Origin of the sequence: Williamsia sp. DF01-3 (assembly GCF_023051145.1) — a bacterium.
Lineage (GTDB): Bacteria > Actinomycetota > Actinomycetes > Mycobacteriales > Mycobacteriaceae > Williamsia.
In genome coordinates this window covers 3,812,234-3,833,409 of sequence record NZ_JALKFS010000005.1, presented here as the reverse complement: position 1 = coordinate 3,833,409, position 21,176 = coordinate 3,812,234, and the positions used below count along the sequence as shown (strand labels likewise).

Here is a 21,176-nt window from a genome sequence, read left to right as displayed (position 1 = left end):
TCCTTGATGCGTCTACTTGGGCTTACTTTGGCTCACTCTGAGCCGAAGTCCGTCGGCGCGATCGACGCCGACGTATTCAGGTGTCAACACCGGATGGGTCGTGGTCATTCCTCCTCGCCAGATTCTTTCTTCTTTGTCCTGCTCCACTGGACGGCCGCGACGATGACCTTGATGCCCACGCCCACGACGATGAGGTTGAGGACCATCTGCACCGTCACGATCGCGCGGGTCAGATCGACGGCCGCGGTGATGTCTCCGAAGCCCACGGTCGCGAACACCGAGAGGGTGAAGTAGAGCGAGCTCATGCGGGACAGCGGCTCGCTGAACTGCGCAGGGTCACTCGCCGACAGCATGAAATATCCGAGTGCGAAGCCCAGCAGGTAGAGCGGGGCGATGATCGCGAGAGCCTCGATCGCCTGGACCGCGGGCGCTGGTGCCCGCAGGATCCGCCCGATCTGCCAGACGGCTGTCAGCGCCGCGACCACCAGGAACGCCGCCACCAGGATCACCGCCCCAAAGCCGTCGAGCACCGTCCACGGCACCGCGAAGTACGCCGCCAGATAGACCACGACCGTGCCGAAAGATCGCACCATCGCCCAGGCGATCAGGCTTTTCGGCAGATGGATGAAGTCGCCCGACCCACCGGGTCCCGTCATGGATTCGCCCCTCACCAGTTGCGCTGATTCTGATGTTTGCCGCCGGTACTGGGATGATCGAACCACGATGCCGAACACCTTCATCCCGAAGTCGCGATCCGAGACCCCTCTCGGGCTCTACATCCACGTCCCGTTCTGCGCGACGCGGTGTGGCTACTGCGACTTCAACACCTACACACCCGGCGAGCTGGGCAGCAGCTCATCACCGGAACAGTGGCTCTCCGCGCTCGACGGTGAACTGTCGATGGCCGCGGCCCACCTGGATCCATCCAGGCCCGTGTCGACGGTCTTTGTCGGCGGCGGGACCCCGTCCCTGCTGGGCGCGGAGGGTTTGGGGCGCGTCATGGCATCGGTGCGGACCCACTTCGACATCGCGCCGGGGGCCGAGATCACCACCGAATCGAATCCCGAATCGACGTCGCCCGAGTTCTTCGAGGGCATCCTCGCGGCCGGGTTCACCCGCGTGTCACTGGGGATGCAATCGGCGGCCGGTCACGTTCTCGCAGTGCTGGACCGCACGCACACCCCCGGCCGGGCCGTCACCGCCGCGCGTGAGGCCAGAGCAGCCGGGCTTGGACATGTGAACCTCGATCTGATCTACGGCACCCCCGGAGAGCGCGACGAGGATCTGGCCTCGTCCCTCGATGCGGTTCTCGATGCCGGTGTGGACCACGTGTCGGCATACGCGCTGATCGTCGAAGACGGCACCGCGCTGGCCCGCCGGGTACGTCGGGGAGAGCTGCCGGCTCCCGATGACGACGTGCTCGCGAGCCGGTACGAGATGATCGACGAACGCCTCTCGGCCGAGGGACTTCGGTGGTACGAGGTGTCCAACTGGGCGCGAAGCTCGGTGCCCGACGCGTTCTGTCGGCACAATCTCGGCTACTGGGACAGCGCCGACTGGTGGGGTGCCGGGCCCGGGGCGCACTCGCACGTCGCGGGGGTCCGCTGGTGGAACCACAAACACCCGGCCAGGTATGCCGCCGCGGTGGCGGCCGCAGAACTACCGGTCGCCGGCCACGAACAGCTGACTCCGGACGATCAGCACACCGAACGGGTGATGCTGTCGATCCGCCGTTCGGTCGGGCTCGCGTGGTCCGAGCTCCGTCCCGACGAGCAACAGCGGGCCGCGCGAACGATCTCCGACGGGCTCACCGAACGGGTCGGATCGTCCCTGGTTCTGACCAACCGTGGACGTCTGCTGGCTGATGGCGTGGTCCGTGACCTGTTGGCGGGCTGACACTCTCGACACCGGTACTCGGTTCGCGGGCGAGTTCGGACACGTTGTCCAGGTCGAGTAGTCGTGCATGGATGACGTGCCGGTTGCGCAACGCCGACCGGACTGCGCGATGTAGACCGTCTTCGAGGTAGATGTCGCCCTGCCAGCGCACGGCGTGTGCGAACAGGTCTCCGTAGAAGGTCGAGTCCTCCGAGAGCAGCTTGTCCAGCGCGAGCACCGTGGTGACGGTGATGAGCTGATCGAGCCGCAACTGGCGCGGGGGGATCTTGGCCCAATCGCGGATGGACAACTGATGGTCCGGGTACGGCTTCCCGTCGCGGACGCCCTTGAAAATCACCGGTTCACCGTATCGGTTCTCCGTCGCCGTAGACTTGATGAATGCTGTGAAGTGCCCATTGTCCAAAGCCGAGGGCTGGAGGTGAACTGCTCATGTCGAGCACCGATGAACGTCGTTTCGAAGTACTTCGCGCCATCGTCACCGACTATGTCGCGACGCAGGAGCCGATCGGCTCCAAGGCACTGGTCGATCGCCACCACCTCGGTGTGTCCAGCGCCACCGTCCGCAACGACATGGCCGTCCTGGAGGCCGAGGGGTACATCACCCAGCCGCACACCAGCTCCGGCCGCGTTCCGACGGACAAGGGGTACCGCCTGTTCGTCGACCGCATCAGCGAGGTGAAGCCGCTGTCACCGGTGGAGCGGCGCACCATCCTGAGCTTCCTCGATTCCGGGGTCGACCTCGACGACGTACTCCGGCGGTCGGTGCAGTTGCTGGCACAACTCACCCGGCAGGTCGCGGTGATCCAATACCCGGTGCTCTCGTCGTCCTCGGTCCGTCACCTCGAGGTGGTCGCATTGACCCCGGCCCGGTTGCTGCTGGTGGTGATCACCGACACCGGCCGTGTCGAACAGCGCATCGTCGACCTCGGCTCCGACCTGAACGACGACGACATCAGCCGGCTGCGCGACATGTTCGGTGCCGCGTTGAACGGTCAGCGGCTCGAGGTCGCCTCACATGCGGTCGCGGAGCTGGCCAACAAGGCGCCCGAAGACCTGCGTCAGCCGTTCATCCGGGTCGCGACCGTGTTGGTGGAGACACTGGTCGAGCGATCGGCCGATCGGCTGCTGATGGGTGGCACCTCCAATCTGACCCGGGCCGCCGCCGATTTCGCGCCGATGGCCGGCGCCATGGGATCGGTACTCGAAGCGCTCGAAGAGCAGGTGGTGGTCCTCAAACTGTTGGCCGCCACACAGAACACCGGCACCGTCACGGTGCAGATCGGCGAGGAGACCCGAGAAGAGAACCTGCGTGGCACCGCCGTGGTTTCCACCGGGTACGGTGCCTCGGGCACTGTGTTCGGTGGTCTCGGCGTGCTCGGACCGACCCGGATGGACTATCCGGGAACGATTGCGTCCGTCGCCGCCGTTGCCAGATACGTCGGCGAGGTACTCGCCGATCGATGACGTGCAACGCCGCACACTGACCTGAACAACCCATCCGGACGCGCCTGCTCGGTGCTCCCGGAGATGAATCAAAGAACGGAAAATGCATCGCCGTGGCACGTGACTACTACGGGATCCTTGGTGTGGACAGAGGCGCCAGCGACCAGGAAATCAAACGCGCGTACCGCAAGTTGGCGCGCGAATTGCACCCCGACGTCAACCCCGATGAGTCGGCCCAGAACCGCTTCCAGGACGTGACCGCCGCCTACGAGGTGCTGACCGACCCCGAGAAGCGGCGAATCGTGGATGCCGGCGGTGACCCGCTCGAATCGGCAGGCGCCGGCGGCTTCGGGGGCTTCGGCAACGGTGGGTTCACCGGTGGCCTCGGCGACGTCTTCGAGGCGTTCTTCGGTGGCGCGGGAGGCGGCGGCGGACGGGGTCCGCGTGGTCGCGTCCAAGCCGGTTCCGATGCGCTGCTGCGGATGCGACTCGACCTCGACGAGTGCGCGGCAGGTGTCAGCAAAGAGGTGACGGTCGACACAGCGATTCTCTGCGACGTGTGCACGGGGTCGGGCACAAACGGCAACAGCAAGCCGGTCGTGTGTGAAACCTGCCGTGGCGCAGGCGAAGTGCAGTCTGTGCAACGCTCGTTCCTCGGCCAGGTGATGACGTCGCGGCCGTGCCCGACCTGTGGTGGAGCCGGTGAGACCATTCCCGATCCGTGCCACAAATGCGGTGGTGACGGACGAGTGCGCTCGCGCCGCACCCTCACGGTCAAGATCCCTGCCGGTGTCGCCGATGGCATGCGGGTTCGTCTCGTCGGCCAGGGCGAGGTGGGACCCGGTGGCGGTCCTGCCGGCGACCTCTACGTGGAGGTCCAGGAAAAGCAACACAGCGTGTTCGTCCGCGACGGCGACGATCTGCACTGCACCGTTCGCGTCCCGATGGTCGACGCCGCCCTCGGTGGCGAGATCGACATCGACACGATCCTGGGCGGCTCCACCCGCGTGGTGATCGAACCCGGAACGCAGCCAGGGCAGATCGCCAAGATCCGTGGTCAGGGAATGCCGCACCTGCACACCGGGGTGCGCGGCACCCTGCATGTGCATCTCGACGTGGTGGTTCCGACGCGCCTCGATTCGCAACAGACCAAGCGTCTCAAGGAGTTCCGGAAACTGACACTCGAGGACCAGATCGAACTGGTGCACGCCGGGTCGTCGAACACCGGGGGACTGTTCTCTCGGCTGCGTAACGCCTTCGCCGGGCGCTGACGCAGGGCCGTGCCGAGAACGCCGTCATGAGTCCGCCGCTGTTCTGGGTCGGCAGCGTGCCGCCTGCCGGGGAGATCGCCACCGTGGACGGCGACGAGGGTCGCCATGCCGTCACCGTCACCCGGGTTTCGCCGGGCGAACGCATCATCGTGGCCGACGGTCTGGGGACCTCCGGGCTGGCCGAGGTGATCACGACCGAGGGCAAGGCGTCGCTTCAGGCGCGGGTACTCGATCACGTCGCCAGGTCCGCACCGCGACCGCGGGTGACCGTGGTGCAGGCCCTGCCCAAATCTGAACGATCCGAGCTCGCTGTCGACCTCGCCACCGAGGCTGGTGCCGACACGATCGTGCCGTGGCAGAGCGCGCGCTGCGTGGCGAAATGGGTTGGGCCCAAGGCAGACAAGGGTGTGGCGAAGTGGCGATCGGCCGCTCGGGCGGCGGCCAAGCAGAGCCGGCGGCCCTTCATCCCGGAGGTGGAAGACCTGGCGGCGACGCGGGACGTCGTGGTGCGCGCACAACAGGTCGTCGCGGCCGGCGGCATCGTCGCGGTCCTGCACGAGAGTGCCCGGGAAAGCCTTGCCAAGCTGAACCTGTCGAACGCTGCGGAGATCATGCTGATCGTGGGACCCGAAGGCGGACTGGACGATTCGGAAATCGATGCCCTCGTGTCGGTCGGTGCGGTCGCGGTCCTGCTCGGACCCGAGGTGCTGCGCACCTCCAGTGCCGCAGCGGTCGCGCTCGGTGCCATCGGCGCGCTGACCCCGCGTTGGGCGGTGGGCACTCCGTGGAGGTGAGGGTCAAAAGGGTGAAACTTGCCTACGGCGAGCGTAATTCGCAGTTCGGTCACGTCTACCTGCCGACATCGCCCGCCGAGAACGGTGTGCCGGTCATCGTCCTCGTGCACGGCGGCTACTGGAGCACCGAGTTCGGGCTCACCATCGAGACCGCCATCGCCCGCGATCTCGCCGCCCGCGGAGCTGTGGTCTGGAACATCGAGTACCGCCGCGTCGGGGAAGAAGGCGGCGGATGGCCACGCACGGGCAACGACGTCGTCGCCGCGATCTCCGCACTCGACGGCCCGGTCCGATACGCCTTGCCCGAGCACATCGCGTCCGCGGCCGACTGGTCGCGGGTCACCGTCATCGGACACTCGGCGGGCGGCCAGCTCGGGGTGTGGGCCGTGGCCCAGCTGGGCGCCGTGACCAAGAGAGCAGCGATCTCCACGGTGATCGCGCAAGCAGCACCGCTCGATCTGCAGTCGGGTGGACGCGCCGGACGCCCGTCACTGCGTGCGCTGATGGGGGCCTCGATCAAGCAGGCGCCGCAGCTCTACCGCGACGCCTCGCCGGTGGAGCAGGCTCCCTTTCCCGCCCACGTCGTGGCGATCCACGGCGAGCTCGATGAGTCCGTGCCGGTCGAGGTGAGCCGCGACTATGTGCACCGCGTGGTGCACGCCGGTCAGTCGGCGGAACTGATCGTGGTCCCCGGTGAGGGTCACGACGTGTTCGTCAATCCGCGCAGCAGGGGTCATCGGGAGACGGTCCGGGTACTCGGTATCTGACGGCGCGAGGTCCGCCTCCGGCGAGCAGGCGAAATATTGACGTGAAACCGGGCGTTTCATCGACGTAGAATCAATCGAACCCAGCGGCAGAGCAGGAGAAAAGAACTTCGTGAGAGATGACAACAGCGCGACCCGAACCAGCGACAACGCGGACGGGACATCGGCGCGTACAACGGTGACAACAACCCTCGAAGTGTCGCCGGATGTCATCTTCGGACTGCTGGGCGCTGGTGACAAGAATCTGAAGCAGCTCGAGTCCGATCTGACCGCCGACATCCACGTACGTGGCAACGCCGTGAAGTTGACCGGGGAACCCGCCGACGTGGCGATCGCCGAGCGCGTTCTCGCTGAACTGTCCTCGGTGGTGCGGCGCGGAACCCCGTTGACTCCGGACCTCGTCCGGCACAGCGTCGGCATGCTGACCGACGGGTCGGGGGCTTCGCCTGCGGAGGTGCTGAGTCTGGACATCATCTCCAGGCGCGGCAAGACCATCCGGCCCAAGACGCTCAACCAGAAGCACTACGTCGACGCCATCGACAAGAACACCATCGTCTTCGGGATGGGTCCGGCCGGTACGGGCAAGACCTACCTCGCGATGGCCAAGGCAGTGCAGTCGTTGCAGGCCAAAGAGGTGAGCCGGATCATCCTGACCCGTCCGGCGGTCGAAGCCGGCGAGCGTCTGGGGTTCCTGCCGGGCACCTTGCACGAGAAGATCGACCCCTATCTGCGGCCGCTGCACGACGCCCTCCACGACATGATGGATCCCGAGGCGATCCCGAAACTGATGGAAGCCGGGGTCATCGAGGTGGCACCGCTGGCCTACATGCGTGGGCGCACCCTGAACGACGCGTTCATCATTCTCGACGAGGCGCAGAACACCACTGCCGAACAGATGAAGATGTTCCTCACCCGGCTCGGCTTCGGCTCGAAGATCGTGGTGACGGGAGACGTGACCCAGGTGGACCTGCCGGGCAACTCAGAGAGTGGGCTGCGTGCGGCCAGCCGCATCCTCGAGAACATCGATGACATCTACTTCTCGCACCTCACCAGCGCCGACGTCGTACGCCATCGCCTGGTGTCCGACATCGTCGACGCCTATGGCCGAGATGAGGCGGCGGCAGACTTGCACGGCAATCGCGCACAGCGTCGTGCCGCGGCCGGCGGGCGTCACCGATGAACGCGGACTCACCCCGAACGACGGGCGGAGACCTGTGAGTATCGAGGTCTCCAACGAATCCGGCGTCGACGTACCGGAAGAAATGCTCATCGACGTCGCCACCTTCGCGCTCGGCCGCATGGATGTACATCCGGCGGCCGAGTTGTCGATGGTGCTGGTCGACAGCGAGACGATGGCAGAGCTGCACATGCGCTGGATGGACCTGCCCGGTCCCACCGACGTGATGAGTTTCCCGATGGACGAACTGGGTCCGGGCGGGCGCCCCGACACCGCAGGGCCGGGACCTTCGATGCTCGGTGACATCGTGCTGTGTCCGGAGTTCGCGGCGGAGCAGGCCGCGACTGCCCGGCACTCCACCGACCACGAATTGTCCATCCTCACCGTGCACGGCGTGCTGCACCTCCTCGGCTTCGACCACGCCGAGCCCGAGGAAGAGAAGGCGATGTTCGGTCTACAGGGCCAGATCATCGAAGACTGGTACGACGACCGGCGCGCTCGCGCCCGTGCCGCCCGGATGGCCCAGCGAGACGCGAAGCTGCTGCACAGCACCGGTTTCGACGACGACTCACCGACCTCCGAGGGAAGCTGATCACCAGTGCCCGCTGATATAGCCCCGCTGATCGCCGCAGTTGCGCTGGTCTCGATCGGCGGCGTCTTCGCGGCCATCGACAACGCACTCGTGACGGTGTCGCCCGCGCGGGTCGAGGATCTGGTCAAAGACGGCCGGCCTGGCGCTCGGCGACTGCGCGACGTGCTCACCGATCGGGCCAAGTACGTTGCGCTGACCGTGCTGCTGCGCATCGTCTGCGAAACTGCCGCAACGGTTTTCGCTGCCGGTTACGCCGTCGAGGTGCTCGGCACCCCCTGGGGTGTCGTGGTGGCCATCGGCGTGATGGCAGTGGTCAGTTACGTGGTGATCGGAGTGGGGCCACGCACCCTCGGCAGTCAGAACGCCTACTCGTTCGCGGTGAACTCCGCGGCTGTCCTGCAGATCATCGGGGTGCTGCTCACCCCGCTGACCCGGCTGCTGATCGCTCTCGGTAACGCGATCACCCCCGGAAAGGGCTTTCGCAACGGACCGTTCGCCACCGAGGTCGAGTTGCGTGAGGTGGTCGACATGGCCGAGCTCACCGGTGTCGTGGCCGCGGGCGAACGACGCATGATTCAGTCGGTGTTCGACCTCGGCGACACCAGTGCGCGCGAGGTGATGGTTCCCCGCGGTGAGATGGTGTGGATCGAGGCGACGAAGACCGCGGCCCAGGCCACGTCGCTGGCCGTACGCTCGGGACATTCCCGTCTGCCGGTGATCGGCGAGAACCCCGACGACGTGCTCGGGGTGGTGTATCTGAAAGACCTGGTGCAGCGCGGACTCCCACCGGCTCAGCCGACTGCGGTGGAAGTACGCGAACTGATGCGCGAAGCCGAGTTCATCCCCGATTCCAAGCCCTTGGACAAGGTGCTCGCCGACATGCAGCGCAGTCGCAACCACATGGCGCTGTTGGTCGACGAGTACGGCGGTATCGCCGGTCTGGTGACCATCGAGGATGTGCTCGAGGAGATCGTCGGCGAGATCAACGACGAATACGACACCGACGAGACCCCGCCCATCGAGGCTCTCGACGACGGCACGGACGGATATCGGGTGTCGTCGCGACTGCCGGTCCAAGACCTCGCGGAGTTGTTCGACGTGGAGTTCGACGAAGACGACGTGGAGACGGTCGGTGGACTGTTCGGACTTGTCCTCGGCCGGGTGCCGCTGCCCGGAGCGGTCGTGGAACTGCATGGGCTCGAGTTGATCGCCGAGGGTGGGCCGAATCGGCAGGGGCGCGTACGGATCACGTCGGTTGTGGTGCACCGGGTTCCAGAGAAAGAACTCGAGAAGAAGAAGAAGCGGAAAAAGAAGCGCGACGTCGCAGAAGCCGAGACCGTCGACACGGCTGACCACCAGCCGGACACCGCCGAACGCACCACCCAGCTACACGAGGAGGCGTCATGAGCCGACCAGCGGCTTCCGGACTCGATGACGAGGACAGCAAACTGTTGACGTTGGCGCGGGGTGCGATGGCTCGATCCGGCGGCGACACCGGCGCGGCGGTACGGGACACCGATGGCAGGACGTATGCCGCCGGTCCCGTCGCTCTCACCTCGCTCAGGCTGTCTGCGCTACAGGTGGCAGTGGCGATGGCGGTGGCCAGCGGCGCCGAGGGATTCGAGGCGGCGGTCATCGCGTCCGGTGCCGATGTGGGCGATGATCCGGGTCTGGCACCGTTGACCGAGGTCAGCGCCGACGCGTACGCGCTGGCAGTGGACCCCGCGGGCGACGTCCGGCATCTGGCGGTACCAGCGTGAGCGTTTCAGAGAGCGACTCCGACTTCCGGTCGGGTTTTGTCTGTTTTGTCGGCCGGCCGAACACCGGTAAGTCGACGTTGACCAACGCGCTGGTGGGGGAGAAGATCGCCATCACCTCCAGCCGGCCGCAGACCACCCGGCACACCATCCGGGGCATCGTGAACCGCGAGGACACCCAGCTCATCCTGGTGGACACCCCAGGTTTGCACCGGCCCCGCACCCTTCTCGGTAAACGTCTGAACGACCTTGTGCGCGACACTTATTCGGAAGTCGACGCGATCGGATTCTGCGTCCCTGCCGACGAGAAGATCGGGCCAGGCGATCGCTGGATCGCTCAGCAGCTCAAAGAGATGGCCCCGAAGACGCCCGTGGTCGGCCTGGTCACGAAGATCGACAAGGTCAAACCCGACCGCGTCCCTCAGCAGCTGATGGCGTTGTCCGAACTACTCGGACCCGACAGCGAGGTGGTGCCCATCTCCGCTGCCAAGGGCAAACAACTGGACGTGCTCGTAAACGTCCTGCGCGGATTGATGGAGCCGGGCCCGGCGTACTACCCCGACGGCGAATTGACCGACGAACCCGAGACCACGTTGATGGCCGAGTTCATCCGAGAGGCCGCGCTCGAGGGAATCCACGACGAGCTGCCCCATTCCCTCGCCGTGGTGATCGAGGAGATCATCGAACGGGAGGCTCCAGAAGGGCAGATCCCGATGGTCGACGTGCATGCGAATCTGTTCGTGGAGCGCGACAGTCAGAAGGGCATCATCATCGGTAAGAAGGGTGCTCGCCTCAAAGAGGTCGGCACGGTGGCCCGCGTTCAGATCGAGAAAGTGCTGGGTGCCAAGGTGTACTTGGACCTTCATGTGAAGGTGGCCAAGGACTGGCAGCGCGACCCCAAACAGTTGGGACGACTCGGCTTCTGACGGGCGCGCGACAACGACGATCGAGGGAGCAGCCCGATGGATCCGGACGTAGCGCGCAAAATCCGTTCACCGTGGCTCTGGCTCGTTCCCGTCGGCGCGGTGGTGGTGTTGATGTCGTTGCTGGCCGCGACGTACGTGGGTTCGGTTGCGGACCCGCAGAAACACCTCGAGAAGTTCCCGGTGCTCCTGGTGAACGAGGACGATGGGGGTCGATTGCCCGCGCCGGACGGCGGCGAGGGACCGGAGCAGAACTTCGGCGCCCAGATCGTGTCCGGGCTCGAGAAAGGCTCGGACACAGAGAAATTCGATCTCGAGGTGGTCGATTCGGACACGGCGTTCCGTCGTCTGGACAACGCCGAGGCCTATGGGGCGATTGTCATCCCGCGGAACTTCACCTCGGCCTCGATCGAGTTCGCCGGATCGGCTGTGGGTTTCACCCAGGTCGATCGCCCGGTGATCCAGGTGTGGACCAATCCGGGTGCCGGCGCACTCGCGTCCTCGATAGTCACCGCCTACGCGGACACCGCTCTCACCGAGGCCAACACCACGTTCGGCAAGCAGTTGGCGGCCGGGGTCATCGATCAGGCCAAACAGGCCGGATTGACCGTGAGCGGAGCGTCCCTGCTCGGGTTGGCCGCTCCCATCGACGTCCGGATCGACCCTGCTGATCCACTCCCGGGCAACGCCGGGAACGGACTGACAGCGTTCTATTTTGCGTTGCTGCTGGTGCTCGCCGGGTTCACGGGGTCGGTGATCGTGCAGACCCTCGTCGACGGCATGCTCGGCTTCGGTCCGATGGAGGTCGGACCCCTGTATCGACTGATGGCTCCGCTCAAGATCTCGCGGTGGGGAACCCTGGTGATCAAGTGGTGGATCATGTTCGTGATCGCTCTGGTTCTGGCGTCGGTGTATCTGCTGGTGTGCCGAGTGGTCGGGATGGATCTCTCCAATGCCTTCGCTCTCTGGATGTTCGGGGTTCTGGTGATCACGGCGGTCGGGGTGACGTGCATGTCGGTGGCCGCGGCCCTCGGATCCTTCGGTCTGCTGGTGAACATGGTGGTGTTCGTGGTGCTGGGACTGCCGTCCTCGGGAGGCACCGTCCCGCTGGAGGCCACTCCCTCGGTGTTCCATTGGCTCGCGTGGTTCGAACCGATGCATCAGGTGTATCTGGGCACACGAGCGATCCTGTACTTCGACGTCAACTTCTCTGCCGGGCTCGGTCGGGCGCTGGTGATGACCGGCGTGGGCCTGATCATCGGATTGGTTCTGGGCGCCGTGGTGACCCAGGTGTACGACCGCAAGGGATGGGTTCGTGCACCCGGGGGATTCGGCCCTCGTCACCGTGCGGAATCGTCGAACTCAGCCATCTGAATACGCGTGGTATCAAATACCGGCGATTAAATGACGTTTGATCGGTCGCCTTGTGGGGAATAACACGTTCAATCCGTGACGGCGGCGAGTGAGTCGGGGCATGCGCCGCAGCGGTAGGGACATCGGCTGATGCCGGTGACGCGGTGTCCAATCAGCGGCACGGCAATTCCACGTGTTCGAACGCTGAAAGGCCATGCCGCGATGACGAATGACCTGACCCCTTTCTACGACGACGTCCAAGCTCATTACGACTTGTCTGACGAGTTCTTCGAGCTTTTCCTCGACCCGACCAGGACATATAGCTGCGCATATTTTGAACGCGATGACATGACGCTCGAAGAGGCGCAGCGCGCCAAAGTCGATCTTGCGCTGGGAAAATGCGATCTGCAGGCCGGTATGACGCTGCTCGATGTCGGTTGTGGCTGGGGTTCGACGATGCTGCGAGCGCTGGACCAGTACGACGTCAACGTCATCGGCCTGACGTTGAGCCAGAATCAGCATGACCGCGTGGCATCGCTGCTCGAGCAGCGAGAGAACACCGGTCGCAGTGCCGAAGTGCGACTGCAGGGTTGGGAAGATTTCGATCAGCCGGTCGACCGGATCGTCAGTATCGGCGCGTTCGAACATTTTCGGCGTGAGCGCTATGACGCATTCTTCGACAAGTGTCGGAACATTCTTCCCGCGGACGGTCGGATGTTGCTGCACACCATCACGCAATACAATCGTCACGACATACGTGAGCGCGGCCTCCCGATCAACAGGGAAGTGCTGGAGTTCGCTCAATTCATCCAGAACGAGATCTTCCCCGGAGGCCAGTTGCCCGAACCCAAGTGGGTTGTCGACGGCGCCGAGGCCGCAGGTTTCGCCGTCGAACGAATCCACCCTCTGCAGCAGCACTACGCGCGGACATTGGAGATCTGGTCGGCCACGCTGCAAGAGAAGAAAGACCAGGCGATCGCCATCGCTTCACCCGAGGTGTACAACACCTACGTCAAATACCTCAGTGGATGTGTGGACTATTTCCGGAAAGGCTACATCGACGTCATGCAGTTCAGTTTGTCCAAGCAGCAGCCTCATTCAGCGCAGCAATGAGCGTGCAGCAAGAAGCGGTTCCAACCGCAGACGTGGCAACCTCCCTCTTGGGTCGGCCCTACCGCCTGTCCGACACCTATGAGGTCGGGCGGGAGAAGATCCGGGAATTCGCCAGGGCAGTGCAAGACCATCACCTCGCGCACTACGACGTGCGGGTCGCGTGCGCTCTGGGACACGACGGGTTGGTGGCGCCGATCACCTTCACCGCGATCCTGGGCGGCATATCGCAGCGGTGTGTCTTCGAACAGTTCCTGCCCGGCTACGACTTGAGCCAGGTGTTGCAGACCGAACAGCGCATCCGCCAGCATCGGCCGTTGCGCGCGGGCGACGACATCACCTGCCGGATCACTCTCGATGCCTTCCGGGCCGGGCACGGACAGGACTCGTTTGTCCTGAGAACCGACATGTCGGATCAAACCGGCGCCCTTGTCCAGACCGGGTGGACCACTGCGGTCGCCCGCTCGGGCGGAGTTGTCGACGAGAACATCGCCCAGGCCGTGGAGGGTATCTTGATGCGCGCCGCCACCGAGGCCGGCGGCGAGATCGGCTCGTCGATCGTGCATCTCGTGGAGGACGACACGGGCGCGCTGGCAGTCGCCGACGCCGTTGCGCCGCAACCCAAGCGACGGTTCGCCGACGTCTCCGTCGGTGACGAGATCTCGGCCCGCACCGTGCAGGTCGCCCGCGGCGATCTGGTGAACTATGCGGGGGTGTCGGGTGATGAGAACCCGATCCACTGGAGCGAGCAGGTGGTCGATCTCGCCGGCCTCGACAACGTCGTCGCACACGGGATGCTCACCATGGCCTTCGGCGGCGGCTACTTGTCTGAATGGGTGGGCGACCCCGGGGCTGTGATCGAGTACGGCGTGCGTTTCACCCGGCCGGTGTTCGTCGAGGCGCACACGCCGGCAGAAGTGACCTACACCGGGAAGATCAAAGAGCTCGACGAGTCGACCCGGACCGCCACGATCGTGCTCAACGCCACCGCTCACGGAAGCCGCATCTTCGGTAAGGCGACGGCCATCGTGCAACTGGCGTGATCGCCGGACCCGATCGGGTGCCTGCTGAGGCATGTCGGATCGGACGCCGGTCGGTGCCCGGTGGAACAATGTCCGGGTGAGGTTGTATCGAGATGAGGCGGTGGTCGTCCGCCAGCACAAGCTGGGCGAGGCCGACCGCATCATCACGCTGCTCACCAAGGAGCATGGGCTGGTCCGTGCCGTCGCCAAAGGGGTGCGGCGTACCCGCTCGAAGTTCGGTGCCCGGCTCGAACCGTTTGCGCACGTCGATGTGTTGCTCCACCCGGGTCGCAACCTCGACATCGTCACCCAGGTCTACAGTCTCGACACGTTCGCCTCGGCCATCGTCTCCGACTACGGCCGGTACACCACGGCCTGTGCGATCTTGGAGACCGCGGAGCGTCTGGCCGGTGAGGAACGGGCCCCGGCGGCCCGCCTCCAGAGGTTGACGGTGGGTGCGTTGCGAGCGGTCGCGGCGGCGGATCGGCCCAAAGAGCTCGTACTCGACGCATTCCTGTTGCGCGCGATGGATTTCGCCGGCTGGATGCCGGCGCTGGAGAACTGTGCGCGCTGCGGTGATCCCGGGCCTCACCGTGCCTTTCACGTGGCGGCCGGCGGTGCGGTCTGTGTGCACTGTCGCCCACCCGGCTCGGCGACGCCTTCACCCGGGGTACTCGGCCTGATGGATGCGCTCTACCGTGGCCAGTGGGAACACACCACCGAGATCACCGAATCGGCTCGGCGGCAGGCCAGCGGTTTGACCGCAGCGCATCTGCAATGGCATCTCGAACGCCAGCTGCGCACACTGCCGCTGATCGAACGCGAGGCGCCACACCGGGGGCTCATCCCCGCCGGCGTGCCCATCGCCCCTGCCAGAAAGGACATCAGTGATCCAGCGACGACGCAGCGCGGCGCGGCAAGCTGAGGCACAGGCCGCAGCGGATGCGACATCACGGGTGATCCGTCCGCCCGACCCGCATCCGTCGGGCGCTCGGCCTCCCGAGATACCGGCCGAGTTCGTCCCCAAACACGTCGCCCTCGTCATGGACGGGAACGGCCGCTGGGCCACCGACCGCGGCCTTCCGCGCACCGAAGGCCACAAGCGCGGCGAGGCGGTGCTCATGGACACGGTCTGCGGGTGCATCGAGATGGGTGTCGGGTGGCTGTCCGCGTACGCGTTTTCCACCGAGAACTGGAGCCGTAGTCCGGACGAGGTCCGGTTCCTCATGGGTTTCAACCGCGACGTCATCAGGCGTCGGCGCGACGAGATGCACGAGATGGGTGTGCGTGTGCGCTGGGCCGGGCGACGACCACGGCTGTGGCGCAGCGTCATTCGGGAGCTCGAGGTCGCCGAGGAGCTGACCAAGGACAACACCACCATGACCTTGACGATGTGCGTCAACTACGGCGGCCGGGCAGAGATCGCGGATGCCGCCCGCGAGATCGCCCGTCGCGCGGCCGCCGGAACGCTGGACCCCGAACGCATCACCGAGGCCTCCTTCGCCCGTTATCTCGATGAACCCGACATGCCGGACGTGGATCTGTTTCTGCGCCCATCGGGGGAGCAGCGCATCTCCAATTTCCTGCTCTGGCAGTCGGCCTATGCCGAAATGGTGTATCAGCACAAGCTCTTCCCGGATTTCGATCGCCGGGATCTGTGGGATGCGTGCGTCGAATACGCAAGCCGCGACCGACGTTTCGGTGGCGTGCCGGGGTCTTCCGGTGCCTGAGGCCCAGGGCGAGGCCGGACTCATCGCGCGAACCGCCGAGGTGCTGGCGTCGGAGGTCTCGGTGCAGCCGGGCGAGGACGATTCGCTCACCGCGTATTTCCAGGGCACCGTGGTCTCGATGCGTGCCTTGTCTCTCGCGCCCGGACTCGACGTGCTGTCCCTGACCCAGGTGCTCGCGTGGGACCTACCGGTGACCGATCAATTGCGAGCCGACGTGGAGCAGGCGTCGGGATCGTCCAATTTCGGTACCGTCAAACTCGCGGTGCACGAAGTGACCGCAGATGTGTTGTTGCACTACACGTTTCCGGCCGGCACCCTGTCCGACGAAGCGTTGCGCACGATGCTGATGATGGTGCTCGGTGTAGGGGCCGAGGTGGGTGCGCGCATCCGGGGATGATCGGTGTCGCGGCTGTTTCGACGGTCCGGTTCAGGAGCAGGCGCCACAGCGGCCGAACACCTCGACCGTGTGACTGATGTCGACGAACCCGTGTTGTGCCGCGACCTCGGTGGCCCACTGTTCGACTACGTCGGCCTGCACCTCTACGGTGGTGCCGCACTCGCGACAGACCAGGTGGTGATGGTGATCGCCCGACGAGCAATGCCGGTACACCGATTCGCCCGAATCGGTCCGCAGCACGTCGACCTGACCGGCGTCGGCCAAGGCCTGTAGATTGCGGTACACCGTTGTCAGTCCGATGGATTGTCCGGAGGCCTTGAGCTGATCGTGAAGGTCCTGAGCGGACCGGAATTCTTCGCTGCCCGAGAGCAGTTCGGCGATGGCGCTGCGCTGCCTGGTGGATCGGACGCCGGTGACCGGACGCTGTTCGGTACCTGAACTCATGGCCGGGCCTCGCCGTTCGTGGACTCCTCGGTCGCATGCGCGATCGCATCGGTGACGATGTGTGCGAGGTGGTCGTCGACGAGCGTGTACAGCACTTCACGGCCCGAGCGGCGGCCCTCGACGACGCCTGCCGATTTGAGCACCCGGAGGTGTTGGCTGATCAACGGCTGGGGTACCGACAATGCACCCACGAGTTCGTGCACGCATCGTCCGCCTGAGAGCAGTTCGAGCACGATTGAGATCCGGACCGGAGCGGACAGTGCGCGGAGCAATTCGCCGGCCGCGTCGAGGACCTGTTTGTCGACACGATTCTCGGTGGATGGCCTCACTGTTCCCGATGCGGCCATCGCTGACTGGCTGGTACCGGCGGAACGGCCGCTGAGGGGTTGGGTTGTCACGAATACTCCCGGGGTTCGAACGAACGAAAGCTCTTGACAACCATTTTCATATGCGTTGGACGCTATGTCAAACGTGGGCGCGCTCGGCGGGGACGTCCGCGGCCGTGTCCCGCTCGCGCGCTGCCGGGGGACAGAGGCCCCGCGCGCGACCGTTAGGCTAGTCGCGTGGCAGGCAAAACCAATCTCGTGGAAACCGTGGTCAACCTCTGTAAACGACGGGGGCTGGTGTATCCGTGTGGAGAAATCTACGGCGGCACCAAGTCGGCCTGGGACTACGGCCCTCTCGGCGTGGAACTCAAGGACAACATCAAGAAGCAGTGGTGGCGGAACATGGTCACCTCACGCGATGACGTCGTCGGTCTCGACTCGTCGGTGATCCTGCCGCGCCAGGTGTGGGAAGCCTCCGGCCACGTGGAGACCTTCAGTGACCCCCTGGTCGAGTCGCTGCACACGCACAAGCGTTACCGCGCCGACCATCTCATCGAGGCCTACGAGAACAAGCACGGCCACCTTCCGCCCAACGGACTGGCTGACATCAACGACCCGGAAACCGGCCAACCCGGATCGTGGACCGAACCCAGGGCGTTCTCCGGTCTGATGAAGACCTTCCTCGGCCCGGTCGACGACGAGGCCGGCCTCCACTACCTGCGACCGGAAACCGCGCAGGGCATCTTCATCAACTTCAAGAACGTGATGACGACAACACGCAAGAAGCCGCCGTTCGGCATCGGGCAGATCGGCAAGAGCTTCCGCAACGAGATCACTCCGGGAAACTTCATCTTCCGTACCCGTGAGTTCGAGCAGATGGAGATGGAGTTCTTCGTCAAGCCCGGCGAGGACGAGACCTGGCATCAGTACTGGATCGACTACCGGCTCAAGTGGTACACCGACCTCGGTATCGATCGGGACAACCTGCGTCTGTACGACCACCCCAAGGAGAAGCTGTCGCATTACTCCAAGGGAACGGTGGACGTGGAGTACCGCTTCGGATTCGCCGGAGGCGAGTGGGGCGAGCTCGAGGGTGTGGCCAACCGCACGGACTTCGACCTCGGAACCCACATCAAGCATTCGGGCGAGGATCTGTCGTTCTTCGATCAGGCGTCCGGTGAGCGCTACGTGCCGTACGTGATCGAGCCGGCCGCCGGCCTGACCCGCTCGCTGATGGCCTTCCTCTGTGACGCGTACACCGAAGAGCAGGTCCCGAATGCCAAGGGCGGCACCGACACCCGCACGGTTCTCAAGCTCGATCGGCGACTGGCCCCGGTGAAGGTGGCCGTGCTCCCGCTGTCGCGCAACGAGCAGTTGTCACCCAAGGCCAAAGACCTCGCCGCCGAGCTGCGCCAGAACTGGAATGTCGACTTCGATGACGCCCAGGGCATCGGCAAGCGGTACCGCCGCCAGGACGAGATCGGCACACCGTTCTGCGTCACCATCGACTTCGACACCCTCGAGGACAACGCGGTGACCGTGCGCGAGCGCGACACCATGACCCAGGAGCGGGTCGCCCTGGACAAGGTCGTCGAGTATCTTGCCGTCCGCCTGATCGGCTGCTGACCGTAGGCGCTGCTGCCTATGATCGCCGTAGGCAGCGTCGCCGATCAGTCAGGAGCGGGTCATGAAGAAGGTCTTGAAGTCTCTTTCCGAGGACGAGTACCGCTTGGTTCGTCAGACCAAGCGAAAGCAACTGGCCGACTTGGACGAGGACACCCTGATCGAGTTGCACATGCGAACTCGGCGGGCCCGCAACAAACACGTCAAGAATTACCGGCAGGCCGCTGCCCAATCCGTGCGCGCGAAGGGCGGACGCGGTGCCGCCCGGCCCGCCACCAAGCACAACGCGGCCAAGGCAGAGGCCTTCGAGGCCGCTCTGGCGCGGGTGAGCAGGCAGCTGGGTGTTGTCGCGAAACGCAGCGCTGCCGAGCTGAAGAAGGAACGTCTGTCGAATGCGAAGGGCGAGGGCATTTCGTTCAGCGGCCCTGCCGACGGCAAGGGCACAGTGATCTCCGAGGGCACCACCCGCGCTGACAAGACGCGGACGTCGCCCGGCCGCAAGAAGATTGCGGCGTCGTCGAAGGCTGCGGGCAAACGTCGGCAGGCGAAGAAAGACAACCGCTGACGACCGGTGTGGTCGCGCCGTGGACGGATTCGGCAGCTGAACTGTCTGAAATCCGTCTGATCTGGGATACTCGGTTTCTGTAGCAAGCCGTCTGGGCGCGCATGGGGCGCGGCCGAGAGTGACGGCAGGAGAGTGGGTAGTTGTGTCTGTAAGCGGGAAAATCGTTCATTTTGATCCCAACAAGGGATTTGGGTTCTTGGCACCCGACGCCGGTGGCTCGGATGTGTTCCTCCACATCAACGACATCGACATCGACGAGCATTCGCTCAAGCCCGGTGCGGCCGTCGAGTTCGACATCGAAGAGACCGACCGGGGATCCAAAGCGATCAATCTGGTGGTGACCGGTGCGGCACCAGCCGGATCCGCTCCGGAGCGTCCGCGGCGTTCAGAGGGCGGGCGCGACAGCGGACGCCCGGACCGCAAGCACGACAGCCGCGACGACCGCCGCAAGCCGCGTCACAACGATGCGGCCACCCTGGATGCGGGCACCTTCTCGGAGGAGATCACCGAGCTCCTGCTCGACGCGTCAGGAACTCTGACCGCCGCGCAGATCCTGGCGATCCGGCAGCGGGTCACCGACTTCGCCATCGCCCGGGGCTGGGTGTTTGACTGACTCGTCCGCGGGAACGCCCCCGCCGGTCCTACGAGCCGAGTACAACGAGGCCGATGTAGAGCGGCTGGTCCCCGAAGGCTCGAAGGTGGCCGGACTCGCCGGCACCCGCAACGACTATCGCAGTGCCTTCGCCCGGGATCGGGCGCGGGTTCTGCACTGCGCTGCGCTGCGCCGGTTGGCCGACAAGACCCAGGTCGTCGGTCCGCACGAGGGTGACACTCCCCGCACCCGGCTCACCCATTCCCTCGAGGTCGGCCAGATCGGCCGCGGGATCGCGATCGGGGTGGGATGCGATCCCGACCTGGTGGATCTTGCGGGCCTGGCGCACGACATCGGACACCCGCCGTACGGCCACAACGGTGAGCGCGCGTTGGACGAGGTCAGCAGCGAGTACGGCGGCTTCGAGGGCAACGCCCAGAACCTTCGCATCCTGACGCGACTCGAACCGAAAATCCTTGACGCGGAAGGACACAGCGCAGGGCTCAACCTCACCAGGGCGTCGCTGGATGCCACGTTGAAGTACCCCTGGACGCGGCCGTCTCCCGGCGCGAAGTTCGGCGCCTATGGCGATGATTCGGCGATGCTCGACTGGATCCGCAACGGCCGCACCGATACCAGGCAATCGCTCGAATGTCAGGTGATGGACTGGTCGGACGACGTGGCCTACTCGGTGCACGATGTCGAGGACGGCGTGATGGCCGGGCGCATCGACCTGCGGAGCCTCGGCAACCCCACCGATCAGCGCGACCTGGCCGCAGTCGGACTACGTGAGTTCCCCGGCCTCGAAGAGAACGTGCTGATCGAGGCGGCAGCCCGGCTGTGGGGGATGGACATCGTGAACGAGGTGGGGGAGTACGACGGGACACTGGCTCGTTCGGTGGCTCTCAAACGGCTCACCAGCGAACTGGTCGGCCGTTTCGCGTCCGCGGCGATCAGCATGACCCGTCGAGAGGCTCAGGAGCGCGGTGTCAGCCGCTATCAAGCGGATCTGGTCATCCCACCTGCCGTGGCAGCCGAGGTCGCGGTGCTCAAGACCCTGGCTTTGCGGTTCATCTTCTCCGATCCACGCCATCGGGCCCATCAGGCCCGCCAGCGTGACCGGATCCACCGGGTCGCCAACTGGCTGGTGCACGCCGCCCCCGGTGGTCTCGACCCGTTGCTGGTTCCCGCGTGGCACCAGGCAGCCGACGACGCAGGACGCATGCGGGTGATCATCGACCAGATCGCGTCGATGACCGAGGGCCGTCTCGAGCGCATGGACAAGCAGAACCTCGGAGCGTCAGCCCACCTCGGCTAGCCCGGTTCTGGTGGGTTCTGGTGAGCGTTTGCGCAGGTCGGCTTCGCCGAAAGCCACCATTTTCGGGGGGCGGGTACCG

General features: G+C 65.3%; 24 protein-coding genes. 20 read left to right on the top strand and 4 right to left on the bottom strand.

Annotated elements, in window-relative coordinates:
* Window positions 1-104: 104 nt before the first annotated feature.
* Window positions 105-656: an ion channel gene (locus tag MVA47_RS20145; RefSeq protein ID WP_247209569.1), complete on the bottom strand. Its 552-nt coding sequence runs from the start codon at window positions 654-656 to the stop codon at window positions 105-107.
* 67 nt (window positions 657-723) lie between these two features.
* Here MVA47_RS20145 and hemW point away from each other — a divergent pair, with 67 nt between their 5' ends.
* Window positions 724-1,896, top strand: a complete 1,173-nt coding sequence (gene hemW / locus MVA47_RS20140) for a radical SAM family heme chaperone HemW (protein WP_247209567.1) — start codon at window positions 724-726, stop codon at window positions 1,894-1,896.
* On the opposite strand, the gene MVA47_RS20135 is transcribed toward hemW, so the two are convergent.
* Window positions 1,808-2,233, bottom strand: coding sequence for a type II toxin-antitoxin system VapB family antitoxin (locus tag MVA47_RS20135; RefSeq protein WP_247209566.1), 426 nt, complete (start codon window positions 2,231-2,233; stop codon window positions 1,808-1,810). The genes hemW and MVA47_RS20135 overlap by 89 nt on opposite strands.
* Before the next feature lie 92 nt (window positions 2,234-2,325).
* Here MVA47_RS20135 and hrcA point away from each other — a divergent pair, with 92 nt between their 5' ends.
* From hrcA to MVA47_RS20060, 15 genes are all read left to right on the top strand, one after another.
* The gene (gene hrcA / locus MVA47_RS20130; RefSeq protein WP_247209564.1) at window positions 2,326-3,360 is read left to right on the top strand and encodes a heat-inducible transcriptional repressor HrcA; all 1,035 of its coding nucleotides are present in this window, start codon (window positions 2,326-2,328) and stop codon (window positions 3,358-3,360) included.
* Window positions 3,361-3,452: 92 nt separating this feature from the next.
* Window positions 3,453-4,610: a molecular chaperone DnaJ gene (dnaJ, locus tag MVA47_RS20125; protein WP_023953972.1), complete on the top strand. Its 1,158-nt coding sequence runs from the start codon at window positions 3,453-3,455 to the stop codon at window positions 4,608-4,610.
* A 26-nt stretch (window positions 4,611-4,636) separates the two neighbouring features.
* Window positions 4,637-5,404, top strand: a complete 768-nt coding sequence (locus MVA47_RS20120) for a 16S rRNA (uracil(1498)-N(3))-methyltransferase (RefSeq protein WP_247209562.1) — start codon at window positions 4,637-4,639, stop codon at window positions 5,402-5,404.
* An 11-nt stretch (window positions 5,405-5,415) separates the two neighbouring features.
* On the top strand, window positions 5,416-6,171 hold the full coding sequence (locus tag MVA47_RS20115; protein WP_247209559.1) for a S9 family peptidase: 756 nt from the start codon (window positions 5,416-5,418) through the stop codon (window positions 6,169-6,171).
* Window positions 6,172-6,346: 175 nt separating this feature from the next.
* Window positions 6,347-7,348: a PhoH family protein gene (locus tag MVA47_RS20110; RefSeq protein WP_247210942.1), complete on the top strand. Its 1,002-nt coding sequence runs from the start codon at window positions 6,347-6,349 to the stop codon at window positions 7,346-7,348.
* A gap of 34 nt (window positions 7,349-7,382) precedes the next feature.
* Window positions 7,383-7,937 carry an rRNA maturation RNase YbeY gene (gene ybeY, locus MVA47_RS20105; RefSeq protein ID WP_247209558.1) on the top strand — a complete coding sequence of 185 codons (555 nt, stop codon included), beginning with the start codon at window positions 7,383-7,385 and terminating at the stop codon, window positions 7,935-7,937.
* Window positions 7,938-7,943: 6 nt separating this feature from the next.
* Window positions 7,944-9,344, top strand: a complete 1,401-nt coding sequence (locus MVA47_RS20100; RefSeq protein WP_247209552.1) for a hemolysin family protein — start codon at window positions 7,944-7,946, stop codon at window positions 9,342-9,344.
* Window positions 9,341-9,697 (top strand): cytidine deaminase, encoded by a 357-nt coding sequence (locus tag MVA47_RS20095; RefSeq protein ID WP_099384228.1) that lies wholly within the window; start codon window positions 9,341-9,343, stop codon window positions 9,695-9,697. Before MVA47_RS20100 ends, MVA47_RS20095 begins: the two co-directional genes overlap by 4 nt.
* The gene (era, locus tag MVA47_RS20090; RefSeq protein WP_247209550.1) at window positions 9,694-10,620 is read left to right on the top strand and encodes a GTPase Era; all 927 of its coding nucleotides are present in this window, start codon (window positions 9,694-9,696) and stop codon (window positions 10,618-10,620) included. The genes MVA47_RS20095 and era overlap by 4 nt, the downstream gene beginning before the upstream one ends.
* A gap of 36 nt (window positions 10,621-10,656) precedes the next feature.
* Window positions 10,657-11,991 carry a YhgE/Pip domain-containing protein gene (locus tag MVA47_RS20085; RefSeq protein WP_247209548.1) on the top strand — a complete coding sequence of 445 codons (1,335 nt, stop codon included), beginning with the start codon at window positions 10,657-10,659 and terminating at the stop codon, window positions 11,989-11,991.
* Between the two features lie 201 nt (window positions 11,992-12,192).
* A complete protein-coding gene (locus MVA47_RS20080) occupies window positions 12,193-13,083 on the top strand; it encodes a cyclopropane mycolic acid synthase family methyltransferase (RefSeq protein WP_247209546.1) in 891 nt (296 codons plus the stop codon).
* A gap of 32 nt (window positions 13,084-13,115) precedes the next feature.
* Entirely contained in the window at window positions 13,116-14,123 is a 1,008-nt protein-coding gene (locus MVA47_RS20075; RefSeq protein WP_247209544.1) for a fused (3R)-hydroxyacyl-ACP dehydratase subunits HadA/HadB, read from the top strand.
* 76 nt (window positions 14,124-14,199) lie between these two features.
* Complete coding sequence (gene recO / locus MVA47_RS20070) at window positions 14,200-15,027, top strand: DNA repair protein RecO (RefSeq protein ID WP_247209535.1); 828 nt, start codon at window positions 14,200-14,202, stop codon at window positions 15,025-15,027.
* A 31-nt stretch (window positions 15,028-15,058) separates the two neighbouring features.
* On the top strand, window positions 15,059-15,832 hold the full coding sequence (locus MVA47_RS20065) for an isoprenyl transferase (RefSeq protein ID WP_120802956.1): 774 nt from the start codon (window positions 15,059-15,061) through the stop codon (window positions 15,830-15,832).
* Complete coding sequence (locus tag MVA47_RS20060; protein WP_243404229.1) at window positions 15,825-16,229, top strand: hypothetical protein; 405 nt, start codon at window positions 15,825-15,827, stop codon at window positions 16,227-16,229. Before MVA47_RS20065 ends, MVA47_RS20060 begins: the two co-directional genes overlap by 8 nt.
* A gap of 30 nt (window positions 16,230-16,259) precedes the next feature.
* Here the strand turns inward: MVA47_RS20060 and MVA47_RS20055 are convergent, their stop codons facing one another.
* On the bottom strand, window positions 16,260-16,673 hold the full coding sequence (locus tag MVA47_RS20055; protein ID WP_247209533.1) for a Fur family transcriptional regulator: 414 nt from the start codon (window positions 16,671-16,673) through the stop codon (window positions 16,260-16,262).
* Complete coding sequence (locus MVA47_RS20050; protein WP_247210940.1) at window positions 16,670-17,020, bottom strand: helix-turn-helix transcriptional regulator; 351 nt, start codon at window positions 17,018-17,020, stop codon at window positions 16,670-16,672. Before MVA47_RS20050 ends, MVA47_RS20055 begins: the two co-directional genes overlap by 4 nt.
* 216 nt (window positions 17,021-17,236) lie before the next feature.
* Between MVA47_RS20050 and MVA47_RS20045 the strand changes: the two genes are divergently transcribed.
* The 4 genes from MVA47_RS20045 (at window position 17,237) to MVA47_RS20030 (ending at window position 21,097) form a co-directional block, all read left to right on the top strand.
* Window positions 17,237-18,625, top strand: a complete 1,389-nt coding sequence (locus MVA47_RS20045) for a glycine--tRNA ligase (RefSeq protein ID WP_023953943.1) — start codon at window positions 17,237-17,239, stop codon at window positions 18,623-18,625.
* 61 nt (window positions 18,626-18,686) lie between these two features.
* On the top strand, window positions 18,687-19,187 hold the full coding sequence (locus tag MVA47_RS20040; protein WP_247209532.1) for a hypothetical protein: 501 nt from the start codon (window positions 18,687-18,689) through the stop codon (window positions 19,185-19,187).
* Window positions 19,188-19,329: 142 nt separating this feature from the next.
* Window positions 19,330-19,800 (top strand): cold-shock protein, encoded by a 471-nt coding sequence (locus MVA47_RS20035; RefSeq protein WP_023953939.1) that lies wholly within the window; start codon window positions 19,330-19,332, stop codon window positions 19,798-19,800.
* Window positions 19,793-21,097, top strand: coding sequence for a deoxyguanosinetriphosphate triphosphohydrolase (locus tag MVA47_RS20030; RefSeq protein WP_281504827.1), 1,305 nt, complete (start codon window positions 19,793-19,795; stop codon window positions 21,095-21,097). The genes MVA47_RS20035 and MVA47_RS20030 overlap by 8 nt, the downstream gene beginning before the upstream one ends.
* The last annotated feature ends 79 nt before the right edge of the window (window positions 21,098-21,176 follow it).